Here is a 13511-nt window from a genome sequence, read left to right as displayed (position 1 = left end):
TCTATGGCGCATTTGGCATCAGCCTGAGCAGATATTTTTTGATTCAGGGGAACCTCAGCATCACCGCGAATCCCCCGACTCGCGGAAAGGCAAAGCCTATCTGCCCGCCATGGGCCTTCATCACTTCCTGAACAATCGCCAGACCCAGCCCGGAGCCCGTACGACGTTCGGCGCAGTTCTGGCCGAGCCGCTCGAACGGACGAAGCACCGCTTCCCAGTGCTCACGGGGAATTCCCGGGCCGTTATCGCTCACCGTCAGGACGACGCTCTCATCGGTACGCGCGATCTTGACGGAGATTTCATCGGCATTGCCGTGAAGCAGCGCGTTGTGCAACACGTTGGAAAGCGCCTCCTGCAGGCTGATGGGATCGCCCGCGATATAGACATGCGGCGCATCGCTCTGGAAAGCGACCTGCACGTCGCGCTTGTCGGCAAGCGGTATTGTCCGACCGAGCACTTCCTTGACGAGTCCGGTCAATTCCAGCGACTCCAGTCCAACCGCTTGCGTGCGATGTGTCACCATCGCGTGATTGAGCAACTGTCCGGTGAGCCTGCCCACATCCGAGCAGGTCCGGCGCAACGCATCCAGATGCGCCGGATCGCGCGCGCGGTCGATCTCGCCACCAAGCAATTCGATCTGGGCATCGAGCCGGGCCAACGGAGTGCGCATCTGATGCGCGGCGTCGGCAATGAAACGCTGCATCGCCGTCATCCTGTCCGCGAGCCGGCCGATAAGTCCGTTGATCGCGGCGATGATCGCGCTGATCTCCCTGGGCGTGTGGACAGTGACCGGCTTCAGATCGGCCGGATCGCGCCCCGCGATGATCGTCTCGATCTGTGCGAGCGGACGCAAGCCGCGCCGGATGGCAAGGCCGCTCGCGCCGATCGCCAGCAGGCTCATCAAAAGAATCAGCGTCCAGACCTTGACGCTCATGTCGCGCGTCAACTGCTGCCTGGCGCGCGTCGTCTGCGCCACCGTCACGACCGCCCAGCCGGGTTTGCGCTGTTCAGGCATGTAGCGCGCGATGGTCACGGTGCGAATGCGCCTGTGCTGATAGGCGGCGTTGGCGAACACAGCGCCTTGTCGCGCGGCAACAAGCCCCCCCTGCGAACCGGGAAGATCGCCGTAACCGGCCACCAGCACGCCGCGCGAGTCGATCACCTTGTAGTAGACCAGGTCGTAGCGCGATAGGGTCGATAGCGCGGCAACCGGTGGGTCGAGCGCGAGCACCCCGCCCTGCACATAGAGGCTTTCCGCCACGTCGATCGCTGCGCCGGCCAGAAGCTGGTCGTAAGCGTTCTCGGAAGCCACGCCCGCGTAATACCGCGCAATGACCGCGAGCGCCGCGCCTCCCGATACGACGATCAGCGTGATGAACAGCAGGGTTCGGCCGAACAGCGTCTTCGGGAACCAGTCAGAGCGCTGCAATTTGGTATCCCATGCCGTGCGCGGTCCGGATCTCGACCGAACTGCCGTGCAGCTTCTTGCGCACGCGCGTCACGTATTGCTCGACCGCGTTCAAAGTCGGCTCGTCCCCGAAACTGAACAGCTGATTGAGCAACTCCTCTTTCGAGAAGATCCGCAGCGGACGGCTCGAAAGAATTTCCAGGAACGCAAACTCCTGCCGCGACAGCGGTAGCGGCTTGCCGTCAAGTTCGGCAAGCCTGCAGCTGCGGTCGATGGTCAGACCGCCTAGCTTGACCAAGTCGTTCGCATGACCGCTGTTGCGGCGCAGCAAGGCCTGCACGCGCGCTTCGAGTTCACGGTAGTCGAACGGTTTGACGAGATAGTCGTCAGCGCCCAGCCCCAGGCCGCTCACACGATCGTCGATGGCCGAACGCGCGGTCAAGAGCAGCACCGGTGTTGCCAATCCGGCTGCGCGCATAGTGCGCAGGATCGAGAAGCCGTCCATCTCGGGCAGCATGACATCGAGCACGACAAGATCGAAGCGCTCGACACGCAGCAGACCATACGCCGCTGCGCCGTTCATTTCCAGGTCTACCGCATGACCGAGCCGTGCCAGGCGGTGATGGACCGCAGCCCCGATCTCGGCGTCGTCTTCTACAACCAGGATGCGCATGATGTCATTTTTGCCGTCTATTTTCCTCGCACAAGCGCGGGATTTCCCCAGGATCTGATCTCAGAATTTTCTCAGACTCGCTCGATAACATTGTAGGACAGCAAATAAACGGCAAACGCAGCATGAATGCCAAGGGAGACAAAGCGATGCAGCTACGCAGCGACGGCCGCGCGCGCGCGAGGTATTTATTGCGCCGCCGAGCACTCGTCGCCTCCGGTTTGTGCGCCGCCGCGCTGGCCGCCGCGCTGGCCTCCGGGCTGTACGCTGGGCCGATGCTGTCGAAACCTCGTTCTGTACGAATCTCGAAAGGCTACGGCCTGCTGTACCTGCCGCTGCTCGTCATGGAGCACGAACGGCTGTTCGAACAGCAAGCCGCCCTGCATGGACTGCGGGGCGTAAAGGTCGATTGGGTGCTGCTCGATGGGGGGAATTCGGTCGACGACGCCATGATGGCCGGTACGCTCGATTTTGCGGCCGCCGGCGCGCCTGGCTTCATCGAGTTATGGGCGCAGTCGCGCGGCATTCCAAACGTGGAAGTGATCGGCATCAGCGGCTTGTCGACGACTTCGCTCGCGCTCAACACGAACCGGCCGCAAATCGCATCGCTTGGCGACTTCACGCGGTCCGACCGAATTGCGGTGCCCGGTATCCGTACATCGCTGTCGGCCGTAGTCCTGCAGATGGCGGCGAGCCGGCTTCTGGGCGCGGAAAATTTCGCGCGGCTCGATGCAATCACCGTCAACATGCCGCATCCGCAGGCGATGCGGGCATTGATCCGGGACGAAGGCGGCATCACAGCGCATTTCACGTCCCCTCCTTTCTCGATGCTCGAATTGCGGCATCCGAACATTCACCGCGTTGTGAATTCGATCGATATCCTCGGCCCGCTGACGCTGGACGTGGTGTTCGCGCCCAAGCGCATGGTCGATGCCGAACCCGCCCTCGCAGCGGCATTCATCGGCGCCCTCTCCCAGGCAAATCGGCTGATCGAGCAGGATAGGCAGAAGGCGGCGGCGATCTATGCCCGCGTATCCGGCCTGGACGTATCCCGTGAAGATGTGATGCAGATGCTCGCCGCACCGCAGATGAGCTTCTCGGTCGAACCCGTCCAGTTGATGGACTACGTCGAGTTTCTGCACCGGGTCGGAACAATCAAGACCAAACCGCGCACATGGAACGAGATGTTTTGGGCGCGCTCCCCTGGCCTCAGCCCGGCATAGCCGCCGGTTACCCCGCCTGAATTTTTGAACGCCCCGGAGGTGCTCCGCAGAAAGTCGCCGACCATACAGCCAGACACAAGCCCTGCCCGGAAAAGTATTCCAACAGCTTTTCGAAAAATGAACCGACGGGCAAGGCCGCGTCGATTCACCACATTCAAGAAATCGGCGAGAGCGTACGACGGATGCCGTCTCGCCACACAACAGTACGGAGATAAGCAATGCAAGCAAGCATGCAAACGGCGCCCCCCAGCGGGCAGAACATTTTCAAAGTGGCGTTCGCCAGCATCATCGGCTCGGTGATCGAACAATACGATTTTCTAGTCACGGGAATCATTGCCGCCACGGTATGGGGTGGCGTGTTTTTCAAGCTCCCCAATCTGGCCGCGATCGCGGCCGCGATCGGCGTCTACGGGCTGGGCATCATCATTCGTCCGGTCGGTGCATTCATCTTCGGCAACATCGCCGATCGGCACGGGCGCAAGAATGCGATGGTCTATGCGCTTCTGCTAATGGGTATCAGCACACTGTGCATCGGCTTGACGCCAACCTACGACAGCATCGGCACCGCGGCTCCCATCCTGCTTATCGTGTTCCGGCTGCTGCAGGGCATCAGTTTTGGCGCTGAGTTCGGCACCGCCTCGACGTGGGTCGTCGAACAGGCTGCCAATTCCAAGCATCGCGCGTTCTGGGGCGCGTGGGTCGGGTTCGCGATCCCGATCGGCCTGCTGCTCGGCTTCGGTTCGGTCATTTTCGTGCGCTCGATAATGTCGCCCGAGCAATTCACGGCCTGGGGTTGGCGCATCTTCTTCTATGTCGGCTTCGCAGTGGCGATCGTCGGCATTCTGATCCGTACCCGGACGATGGACAGCTTCGTGTTCGAGCGATTTCGCAGCGGGCAGACCACCCTGGCGGCACCGGCCTTGCAGGTCTGGAAGGAAATGCCGCTGCGCATCCTGCGCATGTCGCTCGTTAACGCGATGTTCGGTGGCGCGTTCTTCCTGAGCTTTGTGTTCGGCACGAGCTATATGAAAGCCGTCGGCTACGGTGCCACGCAGGCGGAGACGGTCGGCCTGATCGCCGCAGGATCCATGCTCGTGTTCATGCTGATCGGTTCGTACCTTGCCGATTTGATCAATCGCCGCACCATTCTGCTCATTTCGGCAATCGTGTTCCTGGTCTGGGCGATCCCGTACTTCTACCTGATCAACATAGGCAATTTCTGGCTCGCGGTGCTTGCCGAAGTCATTGGCTTTGGCTTCGTGTTCGGTTTCGGGTACGGCGCGATTCCTACCTTCTACACCGAAAACTTCCCGACGCGCTTTCGCGCATCGGGCGCGAGCGCGGCTTACCAGATATCGCAGGTCTACGGCGGCGGGATCATTCCCATCGTCGCGGGTCTCATTCTGCACGCATACGGCATCCATCGCGCCTACCTCTACATCGGCTTGCTCGTGATGGTGTATGCGCTCCTGGCGATCTTCGCGATCCTTGCCACGCCGGAAACCAAGAACGTCGATCTGGAGTCTTGAACGGCTTGAAGCGGGACTAAATACCCTGCCGCAAGTTGCGTTTCCCGCCTTCGGAGGGGGCTTTCCCCACCGCGGGCGGGATCATAAATAGGCAGCCACGAGGTTGCGGATACCCAGACAGATCAGCAGGTAGGGAACCAAACCATCGATTCGCCAGGCCTGCCATCGCCGAAATAGGCGCCATCGGGCCGTCACGGCCCAATACGCAACGGCGCAAAGCGCGACACTCAAGACCAGAATGACTCCGATGCTCACGGCCGTGACGGGGGCCGCGAAGCCAGAAAAAAGCGCGGAGTAACCTACGATATTGTCGACGCTGCCCGCGGCAAAAACGAGAGAACAATTCCAGAACGACTGGTTGCCGGTCAGGCGCGGCCCTACGCAAGCATCAACGGCACGCCGTGCGCCCAGGCTCCGGGCCAGCTTATAGATGCCCAGGGCGACGGCCGGCCCCCCAATGAAAAGGCCGCCCGCGTTGCCGCCGGCATGCCCGGCGCCCAGCGCAAGCAGCGCGGCAATCGCGACAACAAGCAAGGCATTGACCAGTTTGGCCCGCATCACGGCTTTGGGCCGTGCGCCGATACCCGACAGCATGCAGACGACAAACAGGAAATCATCGATGCTCGTGGCCGCAAACACAGCACAGGCCAGCGTTGTTGCATACCAATAGACCACCACGATTTTCCTGGAAGACGGAACCGGCGCGCGTGGGCACGGCGCCGGCATCATTTTATGCACAGGCCGGCGCAGACGCAGACGTTTTCCACGCGGACATCGGTCGTTAACTGGCAAGCGCACCGATCATTGCACTAGACTAGGGGCGCGAACAGCGAAGAATTTGCCGGCGCGCGGCCCAGTCGATCATCTGAAGGGGAATAAATAGTGGACTTCAAGGACTACTACAAGATTCTCGGCGTAGAAAAGACGGCCTCCGCGGACGATATTCGTACCGCTTACCGCCGGCTTGCGCGCAAATACCATCCCGACGTGAGCAAGGAACCCGACGCCCAGGCGCGCATGCAGGATCTCAATGAAGCGCGCGATGTTCTGAGCGACCCGGAAAAGCGCAGCGCCTACGACCAGTTGGCAAGCCATCCGCACGGCGCCCAGGACTTCCGCCCTCCTCCTGACTGGAACACGGGCTATGAGTTCTCCGGCAGTGGAGCCCAGGACGGCGACTACAGCGACTTTTTCACCAACCTCTTCGGTCGCGGCGCCCCGCGCGGCCAGCCCCGTGGCCGGCACGTTCAGGGCGAGGACCGCCATGCACGGATCCAGATCGATCTGGCCGACAGCTATCAAGGAGCCACGCGCACCATCACCCTGCAACAACCGGCGATCGACGCGCAGGGACAGGTCACGCGCCAAGAACATACGCTCGATGTACGCATACCCAAGGGCATTCGCGAGGGACAACATATCCGTCTGCGTGGCAAGGGAGGCGCGGGAATGGGAGACGGCCCCGCCGGCGACCTGTACCTGGAAGTGCAATTTCGTCCCGACGTCCGCTACCGCGTTGAGGGGGCAGATGTGTACAGCGCCCTGCCCGTGGCTCCATGGGAGGCCGCGCTGGGCGCCTCGATTACCGCGACGACCCCTGCCGGCACCTTTGACGTTCAAGTGCCTTCCGGCAGCCAGAATGCCCGCAAGCTGCGCCTGCGCGGCCGCGGCCTGCCGGGCGAGCCGGCCGGTGACTTCTACCTTGTGCTCGAAGTCGTGCTGCCTCCCGCCGACAGCGACAAAGCACGTCAACTCTACGAGACGATGGCGCGCGAGATGCCTTTCAATCCGCGCCAACGCCAAGGAGCGTGAGCCATGCAACCCCATGACGTCCTCATCGGTCATTTGCTCGACGACGAAACCCTCACGCTTGAAGAGCTGGCCCACGCCTGCGGCGTCGGACCCGACTGGGTGGTTGAACGCATGCAGGCCGGCCTCTTCAGCGATGGCAGCGTGGCCATCAGCACGCAGCGGTTCAGCAGCCTGCACCTGCGCCGGGCCCGCCGCATGATCCACATCGAGCGCGGCTACGACGCGGTACCGGAGCTGGCGGCGCTGGTGGCGGATATGCTCGAGGAAATGGACCGGTTGCGAACCAGACAGCGGGCGATGGATCGGGAAAATTGACGGGTCCGCGGGTCATTCGGCGCGGTCTTTTGCGGATGGACCCGGATGGCGGCATAGAATGTCGGCTCGTTTGGAAGGAACCCAACAGATGCGCATTGCCGACCCTGCTGTCGATCCTCGGCCCCGCCTTGCACCGGCAGGAAAAAAAAAGCCGCGCGTATTGGAAAAAATGCTCAGCCTGCACGATTTCGAGGCTGCAGCACGCGGGGTTCTGCCTCGCCCTATCTTTGGCTATGTGAGCGGCGCGGCGGAAGACAATCGCTCGCGCGACGAAAACCGCGCCGTCTTCGAAGAATACGGTTTCGTGCCCCGCGTGCTGCGCAATGTGTCGGCCCGCAGGCAAACGATCGAAATATTCGGGCAGCAGCTTTCCTCCCCCTTCGGCATCGCGCCCATGGGTATCAACGCATTGTCCGCTTACCGCGGCGATATCGTGCTGGCGTGCGCGGCCCAGGCGGCCGGCATCACCTCCATCATGAGCGGATCGTCGCTGATTCGGCTCGAAGAGGTCGCGCAGGCGGCTCCCGCGACGTGGTTCCAGGCCTATCTTCCGGGCGACGCCGAGCGCCGTGGCGCCCTGATCGAGCGCGTGGCGCAAGCCGGATACCGCACCTTGGTCGTAACCGTGGACCTGCCGGTCTGGGCCAATCGGGAAAACAATGTGCGCAGCGGATTTTCCACGCCGCTGCGTCCCAGCCTGCGCCTGATCTGGGACGGCTTGACGCGGCCGCGCTGGCTGTTCGGCACGTTCGCACGCACGCTGCTCAAACACGGCATGCCGCACTTCGAGAATTCCTACGCGACGCGCGGCGCACCTATCGTATCGTCCAAGGTAACGCGCGACTTCACCGCGCGCGATCATCTTAGCTGGGCCGACTTGCGCGTCATTCGCCGGCAGTGGCAAGGCAATCTGGTGGTCAAGGGCATCCTGAGCGTGGATGACGCCCTGGCCGCGCGCGAGCATGGCGCGGACGGCGTCATACTCTCCAATCACGGCGGACGGCAGCTGGACGGCGCGATCTCGCCGATGCGCGTCTTGAAGACGGCCGTTGAAAATCTGGGCCCGGATTATCCGGTGATGATAGACAGCGGCTTTCGCCGCGGCTCGGATGTGCTGAAAGCGATCTCGCTGGGCGCGCGGATGGTGTTCCTCGGCCGGCCTTTCGGCTATGCGCTGGCAGTGGCCGGCGCGCACGGCGTGGCGCACGCGATCGGCCTGCTGCGCGAGGAGATCGACCGCAATATGGCGATGCTGGGCGCCAATGCCTGCAGCGAACTGGGGCCCGACACGTTGGTGCGCATCCGGTAGCTCGCCGCTCTTTCAGCCCAGTATCTCGCGGCGCACCTTGCGCAGCACGTCTTGCAGCGCGTCCGTCGCGATCCCGCTGAGCACGATGCGCATGGCGTGCGGCACGCGCATGGACGTGGCGAACGGCTCGGACGTGGCCACAAGTATGCCTTGACGCTCCAGGCTGGCCGCGACCTGGTCTATCCGCATGTCCGGCGGCAGGCTCAGCCATTGGAAGTAGGACGATGGATGGCTGTGGACATCGACGCCCTTCAAGACGCGGCGGGCCAGAGTCTGTCGGCGGCGCGCGTCCTTGCGCTTGCCGTCCTCCAGCCGATCGACGGTGCCGTCGTCTATCCACAGGCAGGCCAGTGCGATGCTCAGTGACGAGGCCGTCCAGGTCGAAACCCGGATGGCGTATTGGACATCGGCGATCCATTCGGGCGGCACGGCCATGAATCCGAGCCGCAAGCCCGAGGCCACGCTTTTGGATAGGCCGCAGACGTAGATCGTGCGCTGCGGCGCCAGTGTGAAAATGGGCGGCGGCGCAGGCTCCGCCAGAAAAGCATAGGCGCCGTCCTCGATGATGATGAAGCCGTACTTTTCGGCCATCGCGGCCAGTTGCAGACGGTCGGTCTGCGACATCACCAGGCCCAGGGGATTGTGCAGCGTGGGCATGATGTAGATACCGCGCACCGGGCGCTTGCGGCACAAGGCCTCCAGGCGATCCAGATCCATTCCGCCATGCCTCGGGCGCTGCGGCACCGGGACCATATCCAGGCGGGCTTGCTGGGCTAGGTTCTTCATGCCGGGATAGGTCAACTCGTCGATGGCCAGCACGTCTCCCGGCTGGAACATGGCCATGATCGCCACGGACAGGCCTTGCTGTGCACCGTTGACGATCAGCACCTGACTGCCCGGCACCCGGATGCCGCGATTGCGAAGATGTCGCGCGAACATCTGCCTCTCGTGCGCCCGCCCACCATGCGGTGCCGGATGCAGCAAGGCATCGAGGTCGCCCGCGGCCGCCATGGCCCGCAGGCCGCAGCGCAGCACTTCGTCCTGCCCCGGCAACAAGGCGTGATTCAGGCTCAGGTCGACCACGCCCGAACGCACCGGACGCTGCTCCAGCCCCATGGTACGAGCGAGCGTAGTGTCGCGCACGAAGGTACCGCGCCCCGTCTCGCCCACCACCAGGCCGATTTCGCCCAGCTCGGCATAGACCCTTGATGCGGTGGCCAGTGCAACGCTGTATTGCCGCATCAGTTCGCGCGTGGTGGGCAACTGCGTGCCTGGCGTCAATTTTCCGGAACGGATACGCGCGGTGAAATCATCGACGATGGATTTATAGCGGGGTTCGCGCATGGCAGGCAACCGGTACAGGATAAGAGACTTGTATCTAGAACATTTTGTATTTAGAACAATTTCTTTGTTGTTCTGTATTAAGAGCATACGCTGAAAGCCCGAATTCGGTACGACGCTTTCTGGAGCTGTCATGATGATCTCCGCCTCCACGCTCATCCTGTTTTCCGCTGCCAGCCTGGCATTGCTGTTGTCTCCCGGCCCCAACATGGCCTTTGTCGTCAGCCATGGCGCGGCCCAAGGTTCGCGCGCGGGACTCGCCGCCGCGCTGGGTATCGGTCTGGCGGATCTGATCTATACCGCATTGACGGCGGCCGGTCTTGCCGCGGCCATCGCCGCCTGGCCGCCTGCCTTCGACCTGATCCGCTACGTCGGCGCAATCTACCTGTTGTGGTTGGCCCGCCAGACACTGCGCCAGTGCGCCAAGTCTGAGCCCGGCGGCACGCCGGCCAGCCAACCGGCGTTGCGCATCTTCGTCCGCTCGGCGGTCAACAGTCTGCTCAATCCCAAGGCCATGCTCTTTTACATGGTGTTTCTGCCGCAATTTGTCGAACCGGCGCGCGGCCATGTGCCCTTGCAGATTGTCATTCTCGGCTGCCTGCTCGCTGCGGCCAGCCTGATATTTCACGCGCTGCTCGGTGTGCTCAGCGCCTCGACGAGAAAACTGCTCAATGCCGGCGCGGGCAAACTGGGGTCGCGCGCGCAGGCCGTGGTCTTCGCGCTGCTGGCCCTGCGTCTAGCCCTGCTGTCCAAATCCACTTGAAACGGGAGGTACCCACCATGGCACTGCCGATGTTTTTCAGTTTCTTCTGGAGCCGCATCTCGCCGCGCTGCCAGGCGCACCCGCCGCATGCAGAGAAGGATTTCATGGAGCTTTCCGTCACCCAAGCCCACGATCGGCGCGCCATGCAGTATTTGCGCGATGCGCGCGACATCGCCGCATTCGAGGCCCGCATACGCTCGCTGCATTCGCAGAATGGCTGGTGGTGATGCGATACGGCTACGGGCCGGCCGAATGCCCGGCCGTTCAGACGGCGGCCAAGGCCGCGATCCGGCGCGCAAGGTCTTCGATGCCGGAATCCGTAAGGTCTTGCGCGCGCACCTGCACCGCCTGGTCCAGGCGCTGGTAATTGCGGTTCTGCGAACGCGCATAGAGCGGGTCGTAATGCAAAGCCATCATTTCCCCGAACAAGGCCGGCAGCGCCCGCTCGCGCGACCAAGCCTGCCAGCGGCTCAGCGTCTCGTTAGGCAGCAAACCCTTCAGACCGCCGATCTTGGCGCACAGGCCTTCGGGGTCGTCACCCAGCCAAGCATAATCGCGCAGCAGATAGTCCAGGCGTGCCTCCAGGGAAACCAGGATCTCCACCACGGGGCTGGTCCTCAGACGGGACACCAGGGATTCGGGCAGGCTCAGCCGTCCTATCTTGCGGCTTTCGGCTTCAACCCATACCGGCCGCGCAAGATCGAAAGACGACATAGCCGCGTGCAGCAAAGTCTCGAACCGCTTCTGCGAAGGCTGCTCCACGCCGGGAATGGAGCCCAGCACCGAGCCGCGATGCCCGGCCAGTCCCTCGAGATCCAGCACTTGCTCGTCCAGCCGCGCCAGTTCATGCAGCACGCGCGTCTTGGCGCTTCCCGTCGGACCGCACAGCACCCGTAGCGGCAGCGTCACGGCCAGGCCTGCGCTGCTGGCAATGACATGCCCGCGCCAGGCCTTGTAGCCGCCCTTGAGCTGCTGCGCGTCCCAGCCCACCAGGCGCAACCAAGTCACGAAACTGCCGCTGCGCATGCCGCCGCGCCAGCAGTAGACCAGCGGTCGCCAATTCTTGGGTTTGTCGTGAAATTGTTCGCGCAAGTGGCGGGCGATATTGGCGGCCACCATGGCGCCACCGACACGCCTGGCCTCGAATGCCGATTGCTGAACATAGAGCGTGCCCACGATGCGGCGCTCTTGGTCGTCGAGCACCGGGCAGTTGATGGCGCCCGGCACGTGATCGAGCGCGAATTCAGCGGGAGAGCGCGCATCGATCAGGGCGTCGAACCCCTGCATATCATGCACGGTAATGGGTGTATTGTGGCTCACGCTGGGGATTATAGGGTCCCGTTCCCGCACGGATGTCTGTCAGGGTCTAGGTGCCCGGCGCGGCCGTCGAGGCCACCTGCGCGCCGGCCGTTGCGGACACGGCGGCGTTGGATGCCCCTGCGGCTGGATGCAGGGCGGCCCAGGCGATCACGCAGACCCCGAGAATGCGCATCGCGATGCGCAAGGAGGGAAAAATTTTCATGGAACTGCCCGCATGCGACGAGTGGGGATGCAGACGATTCTAGGCAGAGGCGCGCAGCGCAAGAACGAATCGATGATTAGATCGATATGACCGGCCTGCGAATTTGCTTATGCCATGGAACCTCATCGTACGGCCAAGGTTCCTACATAGGAGGGGCGATGCCGCCTTGGCCAGCGATGACCGAACGGGCGATCAGCACGCCCTTTGCGCCGCGGGTCGCGAACACTAGTACGGCCACGCCGCGCTTGAGCAGGCTGCGTTTGCCCGGCGCCAGGTAGACCACGGGCACGTCGGGCGACACCGCCACTGTCTGCTGGCCGCCCTGGTACTTGACCACCATGGACATCCTGGCGCCCTGCCCTGCGGCGGTGGCACCCACCGTGCCGTTGACCATGCTGCCGTTGGTCATGTATCCCACCGTGCCATTGGTCATCGTGCCCGCCACGCCGCCGGCACTGCGCCAGGGCCTGAAGCCTTCGCCCGAGCCGCGCAGGCTGGGAGCGAAGATGTGTACCTCCAGCGCCTTGAGCGTGCCGTCGGAGCGCTGCGTCGCCGCCGTGCCGATGAAACTGTCAGGTTTGATGTCGGCCAGACTGGCGCGTGACACCGACCGTATCGCTGCATTGGCCGGCACCACCAGCGTGACCGGCCTGCCGTCCTCGGCCTGCCTGAGCGTCAGCGTGTGGACGCCAACCTGAGCAATCGTGCCGCGCACCTTCAGCGCGGGCGTCGCGGACTGGGCCTGTGCCGATACGGCGGCGGCCAGCGTGGCCGCCGCCGCCAGGCTGCGTAAAAGGTAAATCATGGGGTGCTCCCGAGTCATTCCCACGCCGTAAATGAAAAGGATAGTCAGGTGATGTTCCGCTCCCGCACTGACAGCCGCATGACATGCATCCGCAAGGCCATCTTCCGCTGGACGCCAGGAGGACAAAATCCGACAATCCCACTGTATGCAAAATCTGTTGCGTACGAAGCAAAAAAACCATGAATGACGAAATCGCACTTCCCCGCCACACCATCTTTCTCTATACCGAGGGAGATAATGGCGGCCGCCTGATCGAATCCGCCGTCATCGGCCTCGTAAACGATTATTCCGGCGACAGGCTGCTCGTGGTCCGGGATCCGTATAACGACTTGAAATTCGTATACCGGGTCGACTTCGATACCAGCAATATGGAGGCCGTCGGCGTCGTCCACTTGACCGAGGAGCAGTTCGACAGCAAGGCCAGTGTCGAGATCGAGCATCTGTCCTATCGCCTGGGGTCCGCCGAGCAGGCCATCAGGCTGCTGCGCAAACGTACGCAATGGATACAGGACAAGAGTTCCGCCATGTCGGTGCTGCTCAACTACACCGCCTCGCGCCGCCAGAAGCTGTCGACCCCGCGCAGCATCGACCGAGAAAAGGTCGTGCTTATTCCGCCCGACACGCCGGTCCAGACTCTCGAAGAGATCATCAGCATCCGGAACGCCGCAGCGGCCACGGAAGCCTTGAGTGGCCCGGACTTCAACACGCTGGGGCAGGATTTCACACGGCATTTTCAAGAGAAAGGCAACCACTGACGGCGTCTTTCTGACACGTCTTGCGCGCTACACTGCACTTTCGGCGCCCGCATCCGGCA

Annotated in this window: 15 protein-coding genes; 8 read left to right on the top strand and 7 right to left on the bottom strand. The window is 62.9% G+C overall.

Annotation, left to right across the window (positions count from 1 at the left end):
• Nucleotides 1-43: 43 nt before the first annotated feature.
• Both H143_RS0115450 and H143_RS0115445 read right to left on the bottom strand, forming a co-directional pair.
• A complete protein-coding gene (locus tag H143_RS0115450; RefSeq protein WP_019939168.1) occupies nucleotides 44-1429 on the bottom strand; it encodes a sensor histidine kinase in 1386 nt (461 codons plus the stop codon).
• On the bottom strand, nucleotides 1416-2081 hold the full coding sequence (locus H143_RS0115445; protein ID WP_019939167.1) for a response regulator transcription factor: 666 nt from the start codon (nucleotides 2079-2081) through the stop codon (nucleotides 1416-1418). The genes H143_RS0115450 and H143_RS0115445 overlap by 14 nt, the downstream gene beginning before the upstream one ends.
• A 146-nt stretch (nucleotides 2082-2227) precedes the next feature.
• Between H143_RS0115445 and H143_RS0115440 the strand changes: the two genes are divergently transcribed.
• On the top strand, nucleotides 2228-3301 hold the full coding sequence (locus tag H143_RS0115440) for an ABC transporter substrate-binding protein (protein ID WP_051094502.1): 1074 nt from the start codon (nucleotides 2228-2230) through the stop codon (nucleotides 3299-3301).
• 218 nt (nucleotides 3302-3519) lie between these two features.
• Entirely contained in the window at nucleotides 3520-4830 is a 1311-nt protein-coding gene (locus H143_RS0115435; protein ID WP_019939165.1) for an MFS transporter, read from the top strand.
• Between the two features lie 81 nt (nucleotides 4831-4911).
• Here the strand turns inward: H143_RS0115435 and H143_RS0115430 are convergent, their stop codons facing one another.
• Nucleotides 4912-5508, bottom strand: a complete 597-nt coding sequence (locus H143_RS0115430; protein WP_196801319.1) for a hypothetical protein — start codon at nucleotides 5506-5508, stop codon at nucleotides 4912-4914.
• Between the two features lie 204 nt (nucleotides 5509-5712).
• Here H143_RS0115430 and H143_RS0115425 point away from each other — a divergent pair, with 204 nt between their 5' ends.
• From H143_RS0115425 to H143_RS0115415, 3 genes are all read left to right on the top strand, one after another.
• Nucleotides 5713-6642, top strand: a complete 930-nt coding sequence (locus H143_RS0115425) for a DnaJ C-terminal domain-containing protein (RefSeq protein ID WP_019939163.1) — start codon at nucleotides 5713-5715, stop codon at nucleotides 6640-6642.
• A 3-nt stretch (nucleotides 6643-6645) separates the two neighbouring features.
• Entirely contained in the window at nucleotides 6646-6957 is a 312-nt protein-coding gene (locus tag H143_RS0115420) for a hypothetical protein (protein ID WP_019939162.1), read from the top strand.
• A gap of 88 nt (nucleotides 6958-7045) precedes the next feature.
• Nucleotides 7046-8266 (top strand): alpha-hydroxy acid oxidase, encoded by a 1221-nt coding sequence (locus H143_RS0115415; RefSeq protein ID WP_026350122.1) that lies wholly within the window; start codon nucleotides 7046-7048, stop codon nucleotides 8264-8266.
• A 12-nt stretch (nucleotides 8267-8278) separates the two neighbouring features.
• Here H143_RS0115415 and H143_RS0115410 read toward each other — a convergent pair whose 3' ends face one another.
• Nucleotides 8279-9610 (bottom strand): PLP-dependent aminotransferase family protein, encoded by a 1332-nt coding sequence (locus tag H143_RS0115410; protein WP_019939160.1) that lies wholly within the window; start codon nucleotides 9608-9610, stop codon nucleotides 8279-8281.
• A 133-nt stretch (nucleotides 9611-9743) separates the two neighbouring features.
• On the opposite strand from H143_RS0115410, the gene H143_RS0115405 reads away from it, so the two are divergent.
• Both H143_RS0115405 and H143_RS0115400 read left to right on the top strand, forming a co-directional pair.
• Entirely contained in the window at nucleotides 9744-10370 is a 627-nt protein-coding gene (locus H143_RS0115405; protein WP_026350121.1) for a LysE family translocator, read from the top strand.
• Between the two features lie 17 nt (nucleotides 10371-10387).
• The gene (locus H143_RS0115400) at nucleotides 10388-10597 is read left to right on the top strand and encodes a hypothetical protein (protein ID WP_019939158.1); all 210 of its coding nucleotides are present in this window, start codon (nucleotides 10388-10390) and stop codon (nucleotides 10595-10597) included.
• A 37-nt stretch (nucleotides 10598-10634) separates the two neighbouring features.
• Here H143_RS0115400 and mnmH read toward each other — a convergent pair whose 3' ends face one another.
• The 3 genes from mnmH to H143_RS0115385 all read right to left on the bottom strand — a co-directional run bounded on the left by mnmH (nucleotide 10635) and on the right by H143_RS0115385 (nucleotide 12697).
• Nucleotides 10635-11690 (bottom strand): tRNA 2-selenouridine(34) synthase MnmH, encoded by a 1056-nt coding sequence (gene mnmH, locus H143_RS0115395; protein ID WP_026350120.1) that lies wholly within the window; start codon nucleotides 11688-11690, stop codon nucleotides 10635-10637.
• Nucleotides 11691-11736: 46 nt separating this feature from the next.
• On the bottom strand, nucleotides 11737-11892 hold the full coding sequence (locus H143_RS22525; protein ID WP_019939156.1) for a hypothetical protein: 156 nt from the start codon (nucleotides 11890-11892) through the stop codon (nucleotides 11737-11739).
• Nucleotides 11893-12034: 142 nt separating this feature from the next.
• Nucleotides 12035-12697, bottom strand: a complete 663-nt coding sequence (locus tag H143_RS0115385; RefSeq protein ID WP_019939155.1) for a hypothetical protein — start codon at nucleotides 12695-12697, stop codon at nucleotides 12035-12037.
• Between the two features lie 179 nt (nucleotides 12698-12876).
• Between H143_RS0115385 and H143_RS20850 the strand changes: the two genes are divergently transcribed.
• Nucleotides 12877-13452, top strand: coding sequence for a hypothetical protein (locus H143_RS20850; RefSeq protein WP_019939154.1), 576 nt, complete (start codon nucleotides 12877-12879; stop codon nucleotides 13450-13452).
• Nucleotides 13453-13511 lie beyond the last annotated feature (59 nt).

The sequence above is a fragment of the Bordetella sp. FB-8 genome, from assembly GCF_000382185.1.
Classification (GTDB): domain Bacteria; phylum Pseudomonadota; class Gammaproteobacteria; order Burkholderiales; family Burkholderiaceae_B; genus Bordetella.
This window is presented reverse-complemented; position numbering and strand designations above follow the sequence as displayed.

What these genes read in the sequence shown, in the direction of transcription:
- H143_RS0115445 (WP_019939167.1), bottom strand. Translation starts at nt 2,081, where the DNA reads ATGCGCATCCTGGTTGTAGAAGACGACGCCGAGATCGGGGCTGCGGTC.
- H143_RS0115440 (WP_051094502.1), top strand. Translation starts at nt 2,228, where the DNA reads ATGCAGCTACGCAGCGACGGCCGCGCGCGCGCGAGGTATTTATTGCGC.
- H143_RS0115435 (WP_019939165.1), top strand. Translation starts at nt 3,520, where the DNA reads ATGCAAGCAAGCATGCAAACGGCGCCCCCCAGCGGGCAGAACATTTTC.
- H143_RS0115420 (WP_019939162.1), top strand. Translation starts at nt 6,646, where the DNA reads ATGCAACCCCATGACGTCCTCATCGGTCATTTGCTCGACGACGAAACC.
- H143_RS0115415 (WP_026350122.1), top strand. Translation starts at nt 7,046, where the DNA reads ATGCGCATTGCCGACCCTGCTGTCGATCCTCGGCCCCGCCTTGCACCG.
- H143_RS0115410 (WP_019939160.1), bottom strand. Translation starts at nt 9,610, where the DNA reads ATGCGCGAACCCCGCTATAAATCCATCGTCGATGATTTCACCGCGCGT.
- H143_RS0115405 (WP_026350121.1), top strand. Translation starts at nt 9,744, where the DNA reads ATGATCTCCGCCTCCACGCTCATCCTGTTTTCCGCTGCCAGCCTGGCA.
- H143_RS0115400 (WP_019939158.1), top strand. Translation starts at nt 10,388, where the DNA reads ATGGCACTGCCGATGTTTTTCAGTTTCTTCTGGAGCCGCATCTCGCCG.
- H143_RS22525 (WP_019939156.1), bottom strand. Translation starts at nt 11,892, where the DNA reads ATGAAAATTTTTCCCTCCTTGCGCATCGCGATGCGCATTCTCGGGGTC.
- H143_RS0115385 (WP_019939155.1), bottom strand. Translation starts at nt 12,697, where the DNA reads ATGATTTACCTTTTACGCAGCCTGGCGGCGGCGGCCACGCTGGCCGCC.
- H143_RS20850 (WP_019939154.1), top strand. Translation starts at nt 12,877, where the DNA reads ATGAATGACGAAATCGCACTTCCCCGCCACACCATCTTTCTCTATACC.